Raw genomic sequence first — 19034 nt, forward strand, 5'->3', positions numbered from 1 at the left:
CCGGCGGGAACGTGTCGGGCGGGAGTCGGCCGTGCCCGAAGTAGACCTGAACGGGGTGGTATCAGCGGCGGGTGTCGATCTTCAGGTCCCCCGCAGTCACCTTGCGGATGTGGTCACTGGCGAGCATGTCGTGCGGGAAGCCGAGTCCGATCGCGCTGGCCTCGTGGAGGCGGGCCAGTTGGGCGGCGGTGAAGCCGACTTCCAGGGCACCCAGATTGTCCTCCAGTTGCGCGGGGGTGCGGGCGCCGATGATCGGTGCCGTCACGCCCGGGTTCTGCAGGGTCCAGGCCAGCCCGACCTGGGCGGGTGTGCGGCCCAGCTCCCTGGCGACCTCCTTCACGACATCGGCGATGGCGAGGTTGCGTTCGGTCAGCGTGCCCAAGGCGCGGTTGAAGCTCTTGCGGGTGCCGTCGTCGGATGAGCCGTTCGTCGCGGTCAGGTCGTCGCGGGTGTACTTACCGGTGAGCACTCCGCCGGCCAGGGGTGAATACGGGATGACACCCAGCCCCATCTCACGTGCCATGGGGATGAGGTCACGTTCCCCGGAACGTTCGATCAGGTTGTATTCGATCTGCAGCGCGACCAGCGGCGACCAGCCGCGGAGGTCGGCGATCGCCTGCATGCGCGACACCTGCCAGGCCGGGGTATTGGAGATCGCCACGTACAGGACCTTGCCCTGCCGGACCAGATCGTCCATGCCGCGCAGGATCTCCTCGACCGGTGTCGTGAAATCCCAGACGTGCAGGTAGAGCAGATCGATGTAGTCCGTGTTCAGCTGTCGCAGACTGGCTTCCACCGACGCGAACAGGCTCTTGCGGTGAGGGCCCCCGGAGTTCGGGTCGCCGGGCCGGCGCAGTGTCGTGTATTTCGTTGCCAGCACCAGGCTTTCGCGGTTGTCGCGGGCGAATTCGCCCAGCAGGCGCTCGGAGCTGCCGTTGGTGTAGGTGTTGGCGGTGTCGATGAAGTTGCCGCCGCGCTCGACGTAGAGGTCGAAGAGCTTGCGGGCCTCGTCCTGCTCGGCGCCCCAGCCCCATTCGGTGCCGAAGGTCGCCGCGCCCAGCGCCAGCGGTGAGACCCGCAGCCCGGAGCGGCCCAGCAGCCGATAGGTGTCGAGGGTGAGCGACATAAGAGTCCTCCTGCGCTTGTGATCCGTCGTCGAGAGCAAGCCTGTGACCGCCGCGAGCCGGGGGTAAGGGAAAGAGGTTCCTGGGAACACCGGTCCTACCCTGACTGTTGTGCAGGCATGACGACCCGCACCGTGGACACGACGCAGGAGCTGGCCGCGTTCCTCAGGACCCGCCGCGAGCGCCTGGCCCCGCACGATGTCGGTCTGCCGCCGCGTCGGCAGGCCCGGCGGACCCCGGGATTGCGCCGCGAAGAGGTCGCCGAACTGGCCGGGGTCAGCGTCGACTACATCGTGCGGCTGGAACAGGCCCGCGGGCTGCGGCCCTCAGCGGACGTGGTGGAGGCGCTGGCCCGGGCGCTGCGCCTGGCCCCCGACGAACGCGCCTACCTCTTCGGCCTGGCCCAGCAGCGCCCCCGCCACGCCGGCAAGCCCGCCACCATGGCAGCACCGCCACTGGCCCGGCTGGTCACCGATCTGTCTCCACTGCCGGCCATGCTGATGAACCACCGCTACGACATCCTGGCCTGGAACAGCGAAATGGCGAAGCTGCTACTGGACTTCGACGCGCTGCCGCCGTCGCAGCGCAATGCGATGTGGCTGTGCCTGATGCATCCGGAGATGCGTGAGTTCTATGTCGACCGCGAGCACGCCGTGCGGGAGGGGATCGCCCACCTGCGCGCTGCGTGGGCCGCGCATCCGGAAGACCAGGCGTTGACCGACCTCATCACCGAATTCACCACTCATGACGAGGAGTTCGCTCGCCTGTGGGCCGAGCGAGACGTCAAGGTCAACGGCCGGGGGCGCAAGGTGCTGCGGCATCCTGAAGTCGGTGCGATCGCAGTGCATTTCGAAGTGCTCATGCCACTTCAAGATCCGGACCAGCGGTTGCTGATCTACCGCCCTGCGGACGATGAGAGCCAGGCAGCACTGGACCGGTTGTGCACACGGTGATGTCGAACCGTCTCTTCATGCGCTGAGCCGAACCGTCATCCCGGCGTGTTTTCGGAATCCATCGGCGACGTCCGGGCCGACAGCATGCCGGGATGACAGACCGGCCGCGCCGGACAGCGAACACCGTGAGGACTTCCCATCCTCACGCGGTCGGATGGTCGTCGAGGTGAAGAACGCCTGCCCCATGCCCGTCATGTCACTGACCACGCACGCGCCCGGAGCCATGTACGAGACCGTACCGGCCCAAGTGCCAGTGACAGCCTTGCCGCTGGTGCCACCCGCCTCGATGCGCGCAAAACCACCAACCTCGCGCGCCACGTACGCGCTCACGTCCCCCTCGTGAGCTACGGGCAAGTGTCCACCGCAAGGTGACGATTCCGGACCGCCGCGTCAATAGCGTGGTGATCAGTCACAGCGGCCGACGCACCGGCATGTCCACCACGGAGGCCGCGGAAACGCCGTTCCAGCCGCACCGCAGCACACACAGCGCCCCGTCACCACACCCACCCCACAACCGCATGTAACAGCCGTGTATGAGAGGCCGGGTGAACGGAACGTCCCCCGGCCCGAGCGGATCTCAGTGATCAGAAACGCTCACTCGTGCCCAGCAGACGGCACCGATCGCAAGGGAAGCAACCATCCGCGCCACGAATACCGCCCTCGCCACCCTCGCCCTCGTCGCGGGTCTCTCACTCACCGCCTGCCAGGGCAACGACGACTCCTCCGCAAGCGGAAACGACGTCGACTCCGCAGCCGGGTCGTCGCCCTCCTCCTCGCCCGCCTCGTCGTCCTCGTCCGCCCCGCCCTCCTCCTCGTCGTCCTCCGAGAACTCCGGCGGCAGCAGCACCTCCGACGGGAACGCCACGACCGCCGGTGACTCCACCGACGGCAGCGGCGGCGGCCAGATCAACACCGGCCCCTGCGAGACCGCGAACCTCACCTTCGGCGCCGCCCACGGCATGGCCGAGGGCGACGTCCTGGTCAGCCTCAGCAACACCGCCGACGCCTGCTCCCTCAAGGGCTTCCCGGGCGTCGACCTCAAGACCGACAGCGGCCCCGGCGGCATCAGCGCCGAGCGCACCGAGCTCGCCACCCCGACCGTCGTCCTCCAGAACGGCGAGACGACCCGCTTCACCCTGCACACCCCGCGCAACGACACCGGCGGCTCCGGGCTCAAGATCACCCAGATCGTCGTCACCCCGCCCAACGAGACCCACTCCAAGACCCTGCCGATCACCCTCAACCTCCCCGCCGTCACCGAGCCCGGCTACGTGGCGGGCGTCACGGTCGACCCTGTCGGCACCGGCAAGCAGTGACGGAACGACACCCCCGCTTCACAGGCAGGCCGACGCACGGTGGACAACTTCGCCGCTCATTCGACAGGCGTCATGCATCACTCGGATCCTCCCCACGAGCCCCAACTCCCGCCCTGCGTCCCCCACACGGCCGCCCCGTCCACGATCGCCCTCGACCCCCAACAGGATCACACCCGACGGGCAATCCCCCCTCTCGCCGGGGACAAGCACCCCGCCTGACGAGGGACAAAACCTCTTTAGTTTACATTTGCCAATGCAATGCGTGTGCGGCCACACTGCCGCAGGCATCCGAGTACCAGGAGCCTGGACCATATGGACATATCAGACCGAGCAACCGCTCCACTGCGTTTCGCGGTGCTGGGACGCGTCAGAGCATGGCGCGGCGCCACGGAGCTGAATCTGGGCTCGCCGCAGCAGAGAGTGGTGCTGGCCGCACTGCTGCTGCGGCGCGGGCGTCCGGTCACGGTGGCCGAACTGGTCGACGCCATATGGGGCGACGAGCCGCCGACCGCCGCCGTGTCTGTGCTGCGCACCTATGTGTCGCGGCTGCGCAAGACGCTGAACCCCGGACCCGACGCTGCCAGATCCCCTGAGGCCCATGAATCCCCGCAGCCGGTGGTCTCGGTCACGGACGGATATCTGGTCCGTCTCCCGGACGGCTCCCTGGACCTGGACGTCTTCGAGCAGCGGGTCGCCCGGGCGCAGAAGCGGCGTGCCGAGGGCGAACTCCCGGCGGCTACGAAGCTGCTGCACACCGCGCTGGACGAGTGGGAGGGGGCGCCGCTGGCCGGACTTCCCGGCCCGCTGGCCGAGGTCGAGCGCTCCCGGCTGGCCGAGGAGCGGCTGAGCACGCTGGAGACCTGCCTGGAGATCGACGTCGAACTCGGCCGCCTGAGCGAGGTCATCCCCACACTGATCACGCTGACCAGCGAGCACCCGCTGCGGGAACAGCTGAGCCGGCTCCTGATGCTCGCGCTGTACCGGTCCGGACGGCAGGCCGAGGCGCTGGCGGCGTACCGCAGGACGCGCAGCACCCTGGTGGCCGAGCTGGGCGTCGAACCGGGCGGGTCACTGCGGGAGCTGCACCACCGCATCCTCGCGGCCGACGCCTCGCTGGAACCCCTGGCCCCGGAGCGGGAGGCCGCACCGCAGGAGCCCGAGGCCGTCAGCCACACGGCCACGCCCGCGCAGCTCCCCGCCGACCTCCCGGTCTTCACCGGGCGCCAGGACGAACTCCGGCAGGTCCTCTCCCTCGCGCCGGACAGCGTGACGCCCCCGTCCCTCACGGTGATCAGCGGCATGGCGGGCATCGGCAAGACCACGCTGGCCGTGCACTGGGCCCACCGGGTCGCCCACCACTACCCCGACGGACAGCTTTACATCAATCTGCGCGGATTCGACCCGACCGGTGCGGTCGTCTCGTCGGCGAAGGCCGTCCGGACCTTCCTCAACGCACTCGGCGTCCCCCCGGAGGCCATTCCGGCCTCACTGGACGCCCAGGCCGCCCTGTACCGCAGCCTGCTCGCCGGTCGCCGGATGTTGGTGCTCCTCGACAACGCCCGCGACGCCGAGCAGATCCGTCCCCTGCTGCCCGGCTCACCCGGCTGCCTGACCATCGTGACCAGCCGCAGTCAGCTCACCGGCCTGATCGCGGGCGAGGGGGCACAACCGCTGACGCTCAGCCCGATGACCACTGCCGAGTCACACGGCTTCCTGGCACGCCGCGTCGGTGCCGCATGGCTGGCAGCGGAACCCGAGGTCGCCAACGAGATCGTCGAGTTCTGCGGCCGACTGCCCCTGGCCCTCGCCATCGTCGCGGCCCGTGCCGCGACCAACCCCGGCTTCGCGCTCGGCACCGTCGCCAGGGAACTGCGCGAGAGCCAGGGCAACCTCGACGCACTCACGGGCGGCGACCCCACCTCGGACGTACGCACCGTCTTCTCCTGGTCCTACGACGCGCTGTCCGCGCCGGCCGCGCGGCTGTTCCGGCTGCTGGGCCTGCACTCCGGACCCGACATCTCCGCGCCCGCGGCGGCAGCTCTCGCCGGGCTGCCCCGACGCGAGACCCGCGGTCTGCTCGCCGAGATCACCAGGCTCAGCCTCCTCAACGAGTACGCACCCGGCCGCTACGCCCTGCACGACCTGCTGCGGGTCTACGCCGCGGAACGCGCCGCCGCGGAAGAGCAACACGAGCGGGACCGGACCGTGGAGCGGCTCCTGTGCTGGTACCTGCACGCGACCGACGCCGTCTACGCCCAGCTCACGCCGCGCCGCCGCCCGCTCCCCCTCGAACCCCTGCCCCCGCAGGTCGAGCCCATGACGTTCGACTCGCGCGACCAGGCCCTGCAGTGGTGCGAGCGTGAGCGACCCAACTTCGTCGCCACGGTGCACCAGGCCGCCGCATCGCACCGGCCCGACCTCGCGTGGCGGCTGACCGTGGCGCTCTGGGGGTTTTACAGCCTGCACGGCACTCTGCAGGACTGGCTCAACACCGCACGGACCTGTCTCGAGTGCGCCCGTGAGTCCGGCAACCGGAGGGGCGAGGCCTGGAGCCTCAATGAAGTGGCCGTCGCACTCATCGCGGTGCGCCGATCCGACGAGGCCATCGAGTACTTGCGGGAGGCGAAGGAGCTGTACCGGCAGCTCGGCGACACGTACGGCAGCTCCCGGGTCGTGAACAGCCTGGGCGTCGCCTATCTGCAGTCGGGGCAGAACGACGAGGCCGTCGACCACCTCGATCGCGCGCTGGCTCTCTCCCGGGCCTGCGGCGACGAATGGGCCGAGGGCATCGCTCTGTCCCAGCTGGGAGACGCCTTTCGGCGACTGGGCCGGTTCGACGAGGCCATCCACCACCTGCGCAACGGGCTGACGATCGTGCACGCCACCGGCTACCGCTGGATCGAAGCGGTCACGCTCGACAGCCTCGGCGTCGCCCTGCACAGGCGGCAGCGCCATGACGAGGCCATCGAGTGCTACCACGAGGCGCTCGAGATACTGCGGGATGTCGGCAACAGCTGGGGCGAGGGCGACACCCTCGGCCACCTCGGCGACGTCCTCCTTGACGCGGGCCGGCCGGACGCGGCTCGCGCCCGGTGGCGGGAGGCCGTGGCGGTTATGAAGGAGTCCGCCCATCCGGACACCGAGGCGATCCGGGAAAGGCTTCGCCGCCTGGACGCACACGAGCCGGACCCGGGTCCGGATTCGGGCCCGAGCCGCATGGACGGCATATCCCGATTGAACCGTCTCGTGCGGTGAGCCGTTGTCACCAGCACGGGAGGGGAAGGTGCTGCAGATGTCCGGTCAGCAGGAGGATTCCGGCACGGCACAACGGCTGAGGGCTGCCGCATACGACGAACGAGCGCTGTATGCGCAGCCTGTCGGAGGCCGCACGGAAGTATCACATTGACGCCGACCGCTCGTATCTCCAGGCCGTGACGAACGAGGACGGCAGCGTCGCGAGCTGCCGACGGGTGGAGGAAGCCGCGCGCGACAAGGAGTACGCCGCGGAGCAACGGCTGTTCCACGCTGGGGCGTACGAGAGCGTGCTGGCGGACTGGCTGTACGCGAAGTCGCCGCACCACCGCGACCGGATCACAGCCCGGCTCTCCACGGTGTCCATGGCGTCACGCCGCGGACGGGTACCGCACCGCGGGCTCCTCGCCAGCCCCGTCGTCAGCGTTCTCAACGACACCCATGACCATGCGCAGCGCACGTATCGCGTGGTGCACCCGCGACTTGACGGTGCCCAACGGGACACCGAGCACCTGCCCGGCCTCGCGCATCGACCTGCCGGAGAAGAACGTCTCGTACAGCGCTTCCCGGTGGTTGGTCGACAGGTGCTGGAACGCTTCCTTGAGCACCATCGAGGAGAGCAGCCAGCCCACCTCGTCCGTGCTCGTCAGCTGGCCCTCCAGCCAGGCGCTGCCGTCGACCTCCTGAGGGCGGGCCTTGCGCAGCCGGTAGTCGTCCACGACGAGGTTGCGAGCCACCCTGAACAGCCACGGCCTCAGCGGCTGACCAGACGTCAGATCCTGGGTGCGCCAGCAGCGCAGCAGCGCCTCCTGCACCAGGTCCTCGGCTCTGTAGTGGTCGCCTCCCAGCAGCCGGACCGTGTAGGTGTACAAGGGGCCCGCCTGCTCTTCGTAGAGCGCGCGCAGCGCGCGTTCCCGGTCACTCATCGCCCCCGAGGAGCCCATTACGGTCCAGCTCACTATTCCCTCGTTCCATGACTGCGTGCGAGTCAGCCCCGGGCCCAGTGGCCTCGGATACGGGGAGTCTTGCGAGCGGGAGTCCACGCCGAATTGACGCGTGATTGACGCTTCAACCGCGGATCCCGCCGCCGGAGAGGGCGCGCGGCGCGGGAGCGGAATCAGACATTCCTTGGCGTATCCGCCGCTGACCTGCGCATTCCCTCTCAGGCCGCCCGGCCCCTGGTGCCGTGACGGCGTTGGTGAGGGCAGATATACAGCGATTGATTCCGCCCACCGGCTGGGCGTCGGGCGCCGTCGACCGGTGGCCCGTGCGGCTGCCGGCCCTCCGCGTCACGACGGGGCTGGAGCCGATCTGGTTCAACGCCGCTCGGTGGCAGACGAAAAAGGCCGTGCAGGAACGTACGGAACCGCCGCGCGCGGTCCGAGCGCCTGGACGAGCTGGTGGCCCGGATCGAGAGGGCGGGAGGACCTGCGGGCCCTGGTCTCGCTGGCCGGTGAGCGATTCGGCCGGCTCGACGTCCTCGTCGGCAATGCCGGAGTCGGTACGATCTCGCCTCTCGACGATCTGCGCGTCCACGAGTGGGACGAGATGGTCGACGTCAATCCGGGCCATCTGTGAAGGACTGCGCCAGGAAGCCGGCGACTGTCTGCGTGTGACCACCGTCTCGCCCGGTATGACGGCGACCGCCTTCGCCGAGGGGTCGACGTGAACGAGATCGTCGTCCGGCCCACCGCCCAGAGCCGACCTCCCCGCCCCTCCGTCGTCACCGCCGACGCCATACACACCCACCGTGATCGCAGCGTGCCCACAACCGTGGTCAACGCGGCGCGGCGCCCCTGCGCCGGCGCCCGCCCGATCACGAAGTCCTTTTCGTCAACGCGTTCCGTGGGCGACCGGCCGACCCTGGGAGTGTGATCAACAGGGTTATCATGGGGTCATGGCTGACAGGTCCCGGAGCAGCGCTTCCACGGACGGCGGTCGCCCGCTGAGGCGAGACGCCGCCCTCAACCGGGAACGAATTCTGCATGCCGCGCGGGAGATCTTCGGCCAACACGGACTGGGGGTCACGCTCGATGACGTGGCCCGCCATGCGGGAGTCGGCGTCGGTACCGTCTATCGCCGTTTCCCCACCAAAGAGGCCCTCGTACGCGCCCTGTTCGAGCAGGACCTCGCGATACGGCAGGAAGCGGCCGAGAAGGCCCTGGCTCACCCCGATCCCTGGCAGGGCTTCGTCGACTTCGTCATGGAAATGACGGGCGACCTCGCCGAGAACCGCGGGCTCTACGAAGTGATCATGCTCGGCAGCCACAGCTCAGGGCCCATCGAGACGGCACGCGGCGGTCTGCTCCCCTTCCTCGACGCCTTGATCCGCCGTGCTCAGGAGAGCGGGCAACTCCGCGCGGAGGTAACCCCTTCCGACATCCCCGTCATCCAGCACATGCTGAGCGCGGCCACCCAGTTCACGCAGGGCAAGCAGCCGGAGATCTGGCGTCGCTACACCGAGATCGTCCTGAACGGCCTGCGGCAGCGACCCGACAACCTTCCGCTGACGACCCCGAGCCTGAGCGATGAGACGGTGGAGCAGGTCATGGGATTCGTCAGGCCTGAAGCGGCCGAGGAGTAGCGAGCCGGCCCAGCAGCGCCGCCTCGCAGCCCACCGCCGCTTCAGGGAATTCATCTACGGCAGGTTGATCGGGTTGCCGGCAATGCCGTCCCCGAGCCAGATCTTCCGCTGCGGCTCGTCGTAGTAGACGATCTCCGCGCAGGGGCCTTCCGGCTCCTTGTCCGCGGTCTGGAAGTGGCCCGCCGACCACTCGGTGAGGTCGTGTTCGGTGAGGAGCTTGCCGATCACCTTCCGGAACTCGGTGTAGCCGACGCAGTTCCGGTCGGCGAAGCGCTCCCTGATGTCGGCGCGGAAGTGAGCGAGGTTCACCTGCTCGCGGGTCGGACCGCGGTAGGGATCCGCGCGGTGGCGTGCACACACGTCCCGACCGCCGGCGTAGACCTCGATCGAGCCCTGCTCGGAGCTGTCGACGCAGGCGGTGAGCGTCTCGGGCGCCGGCTCGCCGAAGGCCTCCTGCCACAGCCCTCGGCACACCTTGACCGGGTCGTCGGCGACGGGATCGAAGCCGATACTGGCGTCGGACCGCTCGGATCCCACGCAGTTGAGGCCGCTGGAGTCGAGTGTGTGACCCTCACCGTCGCCCGCGACCCACGCATAGGTCGCGGCAGTGCCGCCGGCCAGGGCCAGGGCCACCACCGGGACCACGACCATCGTGCGCTTGCGCCGCCGGATGGTGCGCTGACGCACCCGGGCGAGCATCCGGTCGGCGGCCGGGGAGTCCGGATCGAGGTCCGACGGGTCGGGGTGCGGATCGCCGGCCCGGAGCATCCGGACGAGTTCGTCATCGCTCAGCATGATCCTTCTCCTTGGTCGCAGGCACTGCGGAGCTCGATGCGGCGAGCCGTTCCTTCAACCGCTGCTTGGCCCGGTGAAGGCGGGTGTCGACGGCACCGACGGAGATGCCGAGGACCGTCGCGATCTCCTGTCGGGACAGGTCGTCCCAGTAGGCCAGGCGCAGCAGTTCCCGGTCGGCGGCCGAAGCCTGCGCCAGCGCGGCCGCAAGCTCGTCGCCGGCGTCATCCAGGTGATGGCGTGGCTGCGGGGGATCCGGCTGCTCCGCCACTCTCAGCAGCAGCCGCGACCAACGTCGCTGGCTGCGGGCTTGGTTGGCCAGCACCCGTCGGGCGATCCCCAGCAGCCACAGCACCGCCTCTTCGCCGTCGTCGGGCAGATGACGTCGTCGGCGCCAGGCCACCGCGTACACCTCGGCCACGGCGTCGTGTGCCGCCGTCTCACCGGTCCGGCGCAGGCAGTACGCCATCACCCGGCGGAACGTCTGCCGGAACAGCTGCTCCAGCCGCTCATTGCGTTCATCCGCATCCATGGCCCAGCAATGTCCACCACCGCCCGATCGCTTACCAGTCGACAGGGACACTCTCTCGCGCGCACCTCAGCGCTGCGACAGGGCGATCAGCCGGGAGCCGTGCGGGGGAACCGCCTTTGCGGTCCAGGAGTTGTGGGCCTTGCCGATGTTCCGCCGGCTCACCAGGTCGCGGACCTCGTGCTTGCCGTCGATGCCGAGCTGGTCCCAGGTCGTGGTGATGTCGGCGGGCGTGTCGCCGAGGTTGTAGACGGCGACGGCGAGTCGGCCGTCGGGCAGGAGCTTCTTCCACACCTGGAGGGATCCGTCGGTGACCCGGGTGGGGAGGACGCCTGCCTGGTCGACGGCGATCACCTCGCGGTTGGTGAGGATCGACGTGGCCTTGGCGTCGAGCTTGGAGAGGTCTCCGCCGACGTAGAGCGGGGACGAGGCCATCGACCAGAACGTCATGACGCTCTGGCGTTCGGTGTCGTTGATGCCGTCCTGGATGCCGTTGCCTGTGTTGTTGGAGATGGGCATGGAGTCAAGGTCCGGCCAGTAGTTCGGCTCGACGACGTCGAGCCATTTCGGCAGGTCCTCCCACCTGTTGTCGACCGATGCCTGCCAGCTGGAGACGGTGTTGCAGTAGCACTCGACGTCGGTGTCGACGCGGACGCTGTTCGCCCACGGTCGCAGGCCCTCGCCCGCCTCGCGGGGGACGGGCCAGGCGCTGGCGGTCAGCCACATCCTGCGGCCGCTCCGGTCGATCGCCTTCGACCAGGCAGCGATGTCTGCGACGTTGTCGGTCGTGACGCCGTCGATCTTGACGAAGTCGACGCCCCAGGAGGCGAACTGGTCGGCGATGGAGTCGATGTACGCCTGAGCGCAGGGCTCGGTGTAGTCGATCTTCCAGTCGCCGCCCCACATGTTCGTCGGCGTCAGCGGCTGCACCGCGATGTCCTGGGTCGTGCAGTCGGTACCGCGGATCGGGGCGTTCCGGTCGTAGACGGCCGGGGGCAGACCGGCACCTCCGTAGAGGCCCATTCTGAGCCCCTTGCCGTGGATGTAGTCGGCCAGGTTCGCGATGCCGTTCGGGAAGCGCTCGGGGTCGGCCTCGGGGATGCCGTTGGCGTCGAAGCGGAACTGCCAGTCCCAGTTGGCGCTCCAGCCGGCGTCCAGGTTGATGTTGGTGTACCCGGAACGCTTCAGCTTCGACGCCATGGCGTCGGTGGTCTGCTTGATGTGTTCCTCGGTGAGCCACTTCGTCCCGTAGTCCGGGTTGCTGGAGGACTGGACGCTCCAACTGCTCCAGCCCATGAACGGCTTGACGCTGAAGTCGCTCTTGGCCTGGGCGGGGACGGTGGTGCACATCAGGGTCGTGGTCACGACGGCCGCCACGGAGAGTCCGCGGCGGAGGCGACGAGCTGTGGTCATGATGGATCACCTTTCATGCTTCATGGGGAAGTTGATGGAGCGGGCCGCTACCAGCGGAGCGTCATGGACTCGCCGCGTACGAGCCGCACGGTGCGTGCCCTGCCGTCGGCGACAACCTCGGTGCGGCGACCGCCGACGCTGCGGATCACTGCCTTGTCCACCACGCCGTCGCGCCAGGACAGGTCCACCGTGAAGCCGCCCCGGGCACCGACCCCGGTGATCCGGCCCCGCCCGGCCCAGGCGGTGGGGAGCGCGGGCAGCAGTTCGATGCGGCCGGGGCGGGAGTGGACGAGCATGTCGACCATCGCCGACGGTGTGCCGAAGTTCGAGTCGACCTGGCAGATGCTGCTGTCGGCGTCGAGGGGCCAGGTGTCGAAGAGGTTGAGGGCGGCGCCTGGGGTCCGTCCGTCGAAGGGCACCAGATTCTTCATGACCTTCTCGTAGGCGGTGTCGCCCTCCCCGAACCTGGCCCAGCACAGGGCGCGCCAGGCGTTGGCCCAGCCGTACATGCTGGTGCCCCTCGCTTCGAGGAGCTTGCGCGCTCCCGCGACGAGGGCGGCCGGTGAGGTGTCGGGGTCGATGCGGTCACCGGGGAACAGGCCCATCAGGGGCGAGAGATGACGGTGCTCGACCTCCCCGAGGTTGTCCGGGCTCATCCACTCCTCCAGCCGGCCGGTCGTGGGGCTGACCTGCGGGAGGTACAGGCGTCGGCGAAGGCCGTCGATGGTCCTGCGGTAGCGGGCGTCCCGGCCGAGAACCCGGGTCGCCGTGCGGTAGTTGGTGAAGAGCGTCCACACCAGCTCTTGGGCGTAGGTGATGCCGAGGGCGTCCTGGGGACCGTGTTCGGGTGACCAGTCCTTGTCCGCGACCAGCGCTTCGCGCGTCTCGCCGGTCGTGTGGTCGGTGACCTGGTAGGGGATGAGCCGCGCCTCCCAGAATTCGCAGGCGCCCTTGATCAAGGGGTAGATGCGGGCGAGCAATTCGGGGTCGTTGCGGTATTCGTAGTGCTCGAAAAGGCTGTTGGCGAGCCAGGCGCTGCCGGCCGGGTGCCATTGCCAGCCGGAGCCGCCGTCGATGTTCGTGGAGATGCCGACCGTCCAGCCGGCGACCCTTTCCGAGGAATTACGGAAACGATTGCGGGGGTCGTTGAAAAGGCGCCGGGTGTTCTCGGTCCAGGAGGGGAGTTGGGCGAGGCAGTAGTCGGTGAGGGCGTCGAAGCAGCCCGGCAGCCCGGCGCGGTCGGCCATCCAGTAGTTCATCTGGATGTTGACGTCGGTGTGGTAGTCGCCCATCCAGCCGGGCTCGTTGGTGTCGATCCAGGAGCCCTGGAGACCCATGGGCAGTCCGTCGCGGGAGCCGCAGATCATCAGATAGCGGCCGTATTGCAGGTAGGACGCCTCCAGTTCGGGGTCGGGGGCGGCTCCGGGCAGGGCGCGGGTGTGCAGCCGGGTCCAGGTGTCGGACTGCCGCTGCGCCTCGGTCGAGACTCCCAGCGAGATCTCCATGGTGGAGAAGAGCTTTTGGTAGTCGGCGACGTGGGTGTCGCGCAGGACACCGGGGGCGAGAGCGGCCGCGGCGGAGGCCTTGGACCGGGCCAGGGGCTGTGGATCGATCGAGGAGTCGCGGTAGTTCTGTGCGAAGTCGGGTGCGTAGTCGGTGCCGCCGCTGAACGTGACGGTCAGGTCGGCGCAGTCGGTGAATTCCAGGGACTCCTCGCCGACCCGGACCTTCCCGGTGCGGCTGACGGCGGTGACGGCGGCGCCGTAGCGTCGGCCGTTGGCCAGGGCGGCGCCGAAGGAGGCGAGCGCGTCGTCGGTGTCCGGCGTGACGGTCTCGCCGTGCGTGCCGGCGAGGAGAATCCGTCCGGTGTATGCGCCGCCGCCGCTCTGTGTGAAGGAGACGACCACGGCGTCGTCCGGGCGGCTCGCGTAGATCTCGCGTCGGTAGGTGACGTCCTGGTGCACGTAAGTGGTCGTCTGCAGGCCGTTGCTGAGGTCCAGGGCGCGCCGGTAGTCGGTGACGACGCCGAGGGCGTGGTCGGGTATGTCGACGGTGAGGTGGGCGAGTTGGGTCAGGGAACCGAAGGCGGCGCGGTCGTAGGGGAACTGACCGTCGTCGCTGAGGCCGGTGTTGGGGCCGCCCGACCACATGGAGGCGTCGGTGATGAAGAGGGTCTCCCTGGCGGGATCGCCGCCGGCCAGGGCGCCGAGCCGGCCGTTCCCCACGGGCAGGGCCTGCTGGATCATCGACTGCTCGGAAGCCGGCGATGTGTACCAGATCCGTACGGCCTCGTCCTCGGGCACCCGGGGGTCGGCGGCGGGCCGCTTCGGCTCCGCTGCGGCGGCCCGGAACGGCGGAATTCCACCGAGGGCGGCGAGAGTTCCGGCGACCGCGCCGCCGGTCAGCGTGAGAAAGTTCCGGCGGCTCGGAGACGTGGAATCGGTGGAGCCGGGTGCCTGCATGGTGTGTTTGTCTCCTGGATTTCCGTGGGCGGCTCACGACACAACTCGGAAACGCAGGAGGAACCTAAGCCCGGGAAACCAGGGGCTCAAGGGACCGGACATCCGGATAGGGAATGTCGCGCATTCGCGATTCGCCAGGACGTCCCGGGCAGTCGGACGGGGTGCGGCGCACCCGCGCACCCCACCCCGCTCACCGCACGACGGACGTGCTCTACACACCCGGCAGCCGGTAGCACCGCTGCGCGTTGCGGCCGAAGACCTGCTCGGTCTCGGTGGTGCTCAGGCCACTGACGACGGTGGCGAGAGCGTCGACGACGTCGCCGTAGCGGTCGGCGGCGAGCAGGCAGACGGGCCAGTCCGAGCCGAACATCACGCGCTGGACGGTGAAGACATCGAGGACGTGGTCGACGAACGGCCGCAGCGTTTTCGGCGACCAGTCCTTCCAGTCGGCCTCGGTGACCATGCCGGAGAGCTTGGCATCGACGTTGGGCAGGTCCGCGAAACGGGCTACGGCCTTCGCCCACGGGCCGTCCCATCCGTCGGCGATGGCTGGTTTGGCGATGTGGTCTAGCACGAAACGCAGGTCGGGAAGGGCGGCCACGGTGGAGATGGCCGCCGGTAGTTCGCGGGTGCGCACCAGCAGGTCGTAGACGAGGTCGCGGGCCGCGATCTCGCCGAGTCCGCGCCGTACGTCCGGACGCTCCAGCCAGTGCGCGTCGTCCTCGTCGTGGACCTGGTGACGGATGCCGACGAGCAACGGGCCGTATTCGTCGCGCAGTTCGTCGAGCACCTCGCCGACGTCCGGGGCGGTGAGGTCGACCCAGCCCACGACGCCGTGGACGAACGGGGTCTCGTAGGCGATGTCCAGGAACATCCGGGTCTCGGCGAGGTCGGACACGGTCTGCACGAGAACCGTGCCGTCCATGCGGTTGGCGGCGAGTTCCGGGGCGAGGTCGTCGGGCGCGAAAGGGCGGCGCACCGGGTCGAGTGCCGGGCTGTCCATCCAGGGGTAGTGGAACCGGCGGGGGTCCCAGAAGTGCTGGTGCGCGTCGATGCGCACGGCGTGCCGGGCGGTCACCGGACACTCCTCTCCAGGCCCGTGTTCAGGGGGCCGGACGGGACGGGGGCGTCGTCGGGCAGCAGTCCGCTCGTCCGCAGGTCGTGCCAGAGCGCGTCCGGGACGACCACGTCCAGCAGGTCGAGGTCCATGTCCAGCTCCGCGACGGATCTGGCGCCGACCAGGACGGCGGCGACCTGCGGATGGGCGAGCGGGAACTGGAGGGCGGCGGCCGCCAGCGGGACGTCGTAGCGGTCGCAGACCGTCCGGATGCGCTGCGCCTTCTCCACGACGTCAGCGGCGGCGGGAGCGTAGTCGTATCGGGCCCGTGGCGATGGATCCAGCAGGATGCCGCTGTTGAACACGCCGCCGACGACGACCTTTGTGCCGTGTTCACGGCACGCGGGGAGCAGGTCCGCCATGGAGCTCTGGTCGAGCAGGGTGTACCGGCCGGCGAGCAGGACGACGTCGAGGTCGCAGTTCTCCACCAGCCTGGTCAGCACGGGTGTGCGGTTCATTCCGGCGCCGATCGCCTTGACCGTTCCCTCGGCGCGGAGGTCGCGCAGTGCCGCGTAGGCGGTCGAGGCGGCCTGCTCGTAGTGGTCGTCGGGGTCGTGCAGATGCAGGATGTCGACGCTGTCCAGGCCGAGCCGGTCGAGGCTCTCCGCCAGGGAGGTGCGCACCCCGTCGTAGGAGAAGTCCCAGACGGGGCCGGTGGCGGGTACGTCGGTGTAGAAGGGTTCCCCGTCGACGTACTGGCTCTCGTCGGGGGGCGCGTCGGCCCGCAGCAGCCGGCCGGCCTTGGAGGAGATGACGAGGTCCCCGCGCGGCTTGTCCCTCAGGGCGCTGCCGACGCGCTGTTCGGCCAGGCCGTGGCCGTACAGCGGCGCCGTGTCGATATAGCGGATGCCCGCGTCGTGGGCGCGGCGGATCGTGTCGACGGCCTGTTCGTCGGTGATGGCACCGAGGAAGTTCCCGAGGGACGCGGTCCCGAGTCCGATGCGCGGCAGCCGCAGGCCATGGTCGCCGATCTCGACACGCGGAGTGCCAGCGACGTCGCGGGGGGTGTTCGGCACGCTGTCTCCCTCCTTCAGTGGGCGGACGGTACGGACAGGATTCAGCCACTCCCAGCCGTTCCGGACAACACCGAAGTTCGGATGACCGACATTCGCGAAAGGAATCGACGCACGGGTTCAACGATCCGGCGTGACCTCGCAGGATTGCTCCGGGACCAGTCGCAGGTCGAGGCTGTCCCCGCGGTGGCGGACCCGGACCTGTCGCGGCGCCGCGGCGCGGAGTCCGGCCCGCCGCAGCCGGCCGCCGGACCAGGCGAGGTCGACCTCGACGCCGCCCCGGGCGCGCAGCCCGCGCACCTGTCCGTCCGGCCAGGCGGCCGGCAGGGCGGGGAGCAGCTCGATCTCCTCGCCATCGGACTGGAGCAGCATTTCGGCGATGCCTCCGGTGCCGCCCGCGTTGCCGTCGAAGGAGTAGATGTTCTGGGCCGCGCCGGCCACTCCCCCGCGCGAGAAGGACAGCAGATTGGCCTCGCTGGCGTCCGCGATGAGGCTGCGGACGTGGCGGAGTGCCGCGTCGCCGTCGAGGAGCCGTGCGTAGTAGGCGATGAAGTTCGCCTCGGCCCACTCGGTCTGCTCCCAGCCGGGTGCGGCCTCGCGCCGGCCGATGGTCACACGTGCCGCGGCGGCCAGCTCGGGTGTGGTGCGTGGGGAGATCTGCCGCTCGGGGTAGAGCGCCATGAGGTGCGAGGTGTGGCGGTGGCTCGGTACGGCTTCGTCGAAGTCGTCGAGCCACTCCCGCAGTTGACCGTGGCGTCCGATCCGGAACGGGGCGAGTCCGCGGCGGGCGTCGGCGACGCGGTCCCGGAACTCGGGGTCGACGTCCAGTCGCTCGCCCGCCTCCTCGCACATCCGGAAGACCGCCTCGACGAAGACACGGTCGGAGGTCGGCCCCATGGACACCGAGCATTCGGCGCCGGACGGTGCGATGTACCAGTTCTCCGGTGAGTCGGAGGGTCCGGTGACCAGCCGTCCGTGCTCGGGCTCGGGGACGAGGTAGTCGAGGAAGAACTCGGCGGCCTCCTTCAGGACGGGGTAGGCGCGTTGCCGGAGGAAGTCCTCGTCCTGCCCGTACTCCCACCGCTCCCAGTGCTGTAGCGCGATCCAGGCGCCGCCGGTCACGTTGAGGCCCCAGCCCATGCCCCAGCCGGGGGCGGTGTAGCCCCAGGCGTTGGTGACCGTGTGGGCGACCCAGCCGCGAGCGCCGTAGAGCCGCGACGCCGTGACCCGACCAGAAGGGCGCAGGTTCTCGACGAGGCGCAGCAGGGGTTCCTGGCATTCCGGGAGTGCGGTCGGCTCGGCCGCCCAGTAGTTCTGCTGGGTATTCATGTCGAGGTGGAAGTCGTTGGTCCATGAAGCGCTGCTGGCCAGGCCGTCGTTCCACAGCCCCTGGAGCGCGAGCGGCAGCGGCGAGTCGTGCCGGGATCCGGCGACGGTGAGATATCGGCCGTACTGGAAGTAGAGCGCGACCAGTTCGGGGTCCTCGCCGCCGCGGGCCAGCAGGTCACGGCGTTCGTCGGTGGGCAGCGCGCGGACGGCGGGGTCCGTGCGGCCCAGGTCGATGGCCACACGTCCCATCAGCGCGGACACGTCGGCGATGTGTCCGGCGTACAGCTCGGGCCATCCCTGCCGCTCCGCGGCGTCCAGCGCCGCTGCCGCGTCGGCCTCCGGGTCGCCGCCTCGCCAGCCGGTCCCGACGGCGACGAGGACGGTCGCGGCGTCCGCACCGGTGACGTGCACGGTGTCGCCGTCCGCGTGTCGGCTGCCGGTGTCGGGCAGCAGACGGATCCGAAGGGTGAGGTCGACTCCGTCCCGGCCGTTGCTGTGCAGCGTCTCGACGGCCCGGCCCGAGAGCACCAGGTCACCGTCCACGATCCGGCGCCCGAGCGGGAAGACGGCTTCGGATACGTCGACTTGGAAGCTGAGGGATCCGGGTGCGGAAGCCGTGATCCGGTACGCGATGACACCGGCGGGATGCGAGGAGAGCACCTCGGTGGCGTAGGCGACGCCGGAGCGGGTGAACGTGGACCGGACGACGCCGTCGTCGAGGTCGAGGCCGCGCCGGTAGTCCCGGACGGGGCCGGTGGCGCGGTGCTCGATCAGTACCTCGGGGAGCGGCAGGTTGGTGCCGTAGGACGACGGGCGGCCCAGCAGGTGTTCCTCGGCCAGTTCCTGCGCCTTGGCGTGGTCGCCGGCGAACAGCAGGGCTCGGATGTGGGCGAGTTGCTCACGGCCGCTCTCGCTGACGTCCGTCTCGGACGGTGCGCCGGACCAGGCGGTGGATTCCGACAGCCGGATGCGGTCGACGTCGGTGCCGCCGTGGACCATCCCACCGAGCCTGCCGTTGCCGATGGGGAGGGCCTCGAACCACCTGGTGGCCGGCGCGCTGTACCAGAGCGAGCCGGCGGGTACGGACGCGGTGGTGTCGTTCTGGTCGGTGCTGTCGGTGCTGTGGAGCGGCATGTGCCTGCCTTCGGTG

15 protein-coding genes and 1 pseudogene are annotated in these 19034 nt (G+C 69.6%); 5 read left to right on the plus strand and 11 right to left on the minus strand.

The window, feature by feature from the left end; genetic code table 11:
* Positions 1 to 61 precede the first annotated feature (61 nt).
* Entirely contained in the window at positions 62 to 1126 is a 1065-nt protein-coding gene (locus ACIHFB_RS14105; protein ID WP_365280557.1) for an aldo/keto reductase, read from the minus strand.
* A gap of 117 nt (positions 1127 to 1243) precedes the next feature.
* Between ACIHFB_RS14105 and ACIHFB_RS14110 the strand changes: the two genes are divergently transcribed.
* Positions 1244 to 2077 (plus strand): helix-turn-helix transcriptional regulator, encoded by an 834-nt coding sequence (locus ACIHFB_RS14110; RefSeq protein WP_365280410.1) that lies wholly within the window; start codon positions 1244 to 1246, stop codon positions 2075 to 2077.
* 15 nt (positions 2078 to 2092) lie between these two features.
* On the opposite strand, the gene ACIHFB_RS14115 is transcribed toward ACIHFB_RS14110, so the two are convergent.
* Together ACIHFB_RS14115 and ACIHFB_RS14120 are read right to left on the minus strand one after the other, a co-directional pair.
* Entirely contained in the window at positions 2093 to 2407 is a 315-nt protein-coding gene (locus ACIHFB_RS14115; protein WP_365280413.1) for a hypothetical protein, read from the minus strand.
* Between the two features lie 247 nt (positions 2408 to 2654).
* Positions 2655 to 3038, minus strand: a complete 384-nt coding sequence (locus ACIHFB_RS14120) for a hypothetical protein (RefSeq protein WP_365280415.1) — start codon at positions 3036 to 3038, stop codon at positions 2655 to 2657.
* Between ACIHFB_RS14120 and ACIHFB_RS14125 the strand changes: the two genes are divergently transcribed.
* Together ACIHFB_RS14125 and ACIHFB_RS14130 are read left to right on the plus strand one after the other, a co-directional pair.
* On the plus strand, positions 3037 to 3393 hold the full coding sequence (locus ACIHFB_RS14125; RefSeq protein ID WP_365280417.1) for a DUF4232 domain-containing protein: 357 nt from the start codon (positions 3037 to 3039) through the stop codon (positions 3391 to 3393). The genes ACIHFB_RS14120 and ACIHFB_RS14125 overlap by 2 nt on opposite strands.
* Positions 3394 to 3705: 312 nt before the next feature.
* The gene (locus ACIHFB_RS14130) at positions 3706 to 6648 is read left to right on the plus strand and encodes a BTAD domain-containing putative transcriptional regulator (protein ID WP_365280419.1); all 2943 of its coding nucleotides are present in this window, start codon (positions 3706 to 3708) and stop codon (positions 6646 to 6648) included.
* A 368-nt stretch (positions 6649 to 7016) separates the two neighbouring features.
* Here ACIHFB_RS14130 and ACIHFB_RS14135 read toward each other — a convergent pair whose 3' ends face one another.
* Positions 7017 to 7604 carry a sigma-70 family RNA polymerase sigma factor gene (locus tag ACIHFB_RS14135; protein WP_365280422.1) on the minus strand — a complete coding sequence of 196 codons (588 nt, stop codon included), beginning with the start codon at positions 7602 to 7604 and terminating at the stop codon, positions 7017 to 7019.
* A gap of 417 nt (positions 7605 to 8021) precedes the next feature.
* Here ACIHFB_RS14135 and ACIHFB_RS14140 point away from each other — a divergent pair.
* Together ACIHFB_RS14140 and ACIHFB_RS14145 are read left to right on the plus strand one after the other, a co-directional pair.
* Positions 8022 to 8311: pseudogene (locus ACIHFB_RS14140) on the plus strand (SDR family NAD(P)-dependent oxidoreductase); the annotation flags it as partial.
* 231 nt (positions 8312 to 8542) lie between these two features.
* A complete protein-coding gene (locus ACIHFB_RS14145; protein WP_365280424.1) occupies positions 8543 to 9229 on the plus strand; it encodes a TetR/AcrR family transcriptional regulator in 687 nt (228 codons plus the stop codon).
* A gap of 54 nt (positions 9230 to 9283) precedes the next feature.
* Here the strand turns inward: ACIHFB_RS14145 and ACIHFB_RS14150 are convergent, their stop codons facing one another.
* The 7 genes from ACIHFB_RS14150 to ACIHFB_RS14180 all read right to left on the minus strand — a co-directional run bounded on the left by ACIHFB_RS14150 (position 9284) and on the right by ACIHFB_RS14180 (position 19018).
* Entirely contained in the window at positions 9284 to 10024 is a 741-nt protein-coding gene (locus ACIHFB_RS14150) for a hypothetical protein (protein ID WP_365280427.1), read from the minus strand.
* Entirely contained in the window at positions 10011 to 10553 is a 543-nt protein-coding gene (locus ACIHFB_RS14155) for a sigma-70 family RNA polymerase sigma factor (protein WP_365280429.1), read from the minus strand. The genes ACIHFB_RS14150 and ACIHFB_RS14155 overlap by 14 nt, the downstream gene beginning before the upstream one ends.
* Before the next feature lie 66 nt (positions 10554 to 10619).
* On the minus strand, positions 10620 to 11963 hold the full coding sequence (locus tag ACIHFB_RS14160; protein ID WP_365280432.1) for a glycoside hydrolase family 27 protein: 1344 nt from the start codon (positions 11961 to 11963) through the stop codon (positions 10620 to 10622).
* 47 nt (positions 11964 to 12010) lie between these two features.
* Complete coding sequence (locus ACIHFB_RS14165; protein WP_365280435.1) at positions 12011 to 14425, minus strand: glycosyl hydrolase family 95 catalytic domain-containing protein; 2415 nt, start codon at positions 14423 to 14425, stop codon at positions 12011 to 12013.
* Between the two features lie 211 nt (positions 14426 to 14636).
* On the minus strand, positions 14637 to 15503 hold the full coding sequence (locus ACIHFB_RS14170) for an amidohydrolase family protein (RefSeq protein ID WP_365280437.1): 867 nt from the start codon (positions 15501 to 15503) through the stop codon (positions 14637 to 14639).
* Positions 15500 to 16558: an aldo/keto reductase gene (locus ACIHFB_RS14175; RefSeq protein WP_365280440.1), complete on the minus strand. Its 1059-nt coding sequence runs from the start codon at positions 16556 to 16558 to the stop codon at positions 15500 to 15502. Before ACIHFB_RS14175 ends, ACIHFB_RS14170 begins: the two co-directional genes overlap by 4 nt.
* A gap of 117 nt (positions 16559 to 16675) precedes the next feature.
* Complete coding sequence (locus ACIHFB_RS14180) at positions 16676 to 19018, minus strand: glycosyl hydrolase family 95 catalytic domain-containing protein (RefSeq protein ID WP_365280443.1); 2343 nt, start codon at positions 19016 to 19018, stop codon at positions 16676 to 16678.
* Between the last annotated feature and the right edge of the window lie 16 nt (positions 19019 to 19034).

The organism is Streptomyces sp. NPDC051963 (assembly GCF_044593495.1).
GTDB lineage: Bacteria > Actinomycetota > Actinomycetes > Streptomycetales > Streptomycetaceae > Streptomyces.

Coding starts and splice junctions, on each gene's coding strand:
- ACIHFB_RS14130 (WP_365280419.1), top strand. CDS start 3,706: ATGGACATATCAGACCGAGCAACCGCTCCACTGCGTTTCGCGGTGCTG.
- ACIHFB_RS14145 (WP_365280424.1), top strand. CDS start 8,543: ATGGCTGACAGGTCCCGGAGCAGCGCTTCCACGGACGGCGGTCGCCCG.
- ACIHFB_RS14165 (WP_365280435.1), bottom strand. CDS start 14,425: ATGCAGGCACCCGGCTCCACCGATTCCACGTCTCCGAGCCGCCGGAAC.
- ACIHFB_RS14125 (WP_365280417.1), top strand. CDS start 3,037: ATGGCCGAGGGCGACGTCCTGGTCAGCCTCAGCAACACCGCCGACGCC.
- ACIHFB_RS14150 (WP_365280427.1), bottom strand. CDS start 10,024: ATGCTGAGCGATGACGAACTCGTCCGGATGCTCCGGGCCGGCGATCCG.
- ACIHFB_RS14110 (WP_365280410.1), top strand. CDS start 1,244: ATGACGACCCGCACCGTGGACACGACGCAGGAGCTGGCCGCGTTCCTC.
- ACIHFB_RS14105 (WP_365280557.1), bottom strand. CDS start 1,126: ATGTCGCTCACCCTCGACACCTATCGGCTGCTGGGCCGCTCCGGGCTG.
- ACIHFB_RS14180 (WP_365280443.1), bottom strand. CDS start 19,018: ATGCCGCTCCACAGCACCGACAGCACCGACCAGAACGACACCACCGCG.
- ACIHFB_RS14120 (WP_365280415.1), bottom strand. CDS start 3,038: ATGCCGTGGGCGGCGCCGAAGGTGAGGTTCGCGGTCTCGCAGGGGCCG.
- ACIHFB_RS14160 (WP_365280432.1), bottom strand. CDS start 11,963: ATGACCACAGCTCGTCGCCTCCGCCGCGGACTCTCCGTGGCGGCCGTC.
- ACIHFB_RS14155 (WP_365280429.1), bottom strand. CDS start 10,553: ATGGATGCGGATGAACGCAATGAGCGGCTGGAGCAGCTGTTCCGGCAG.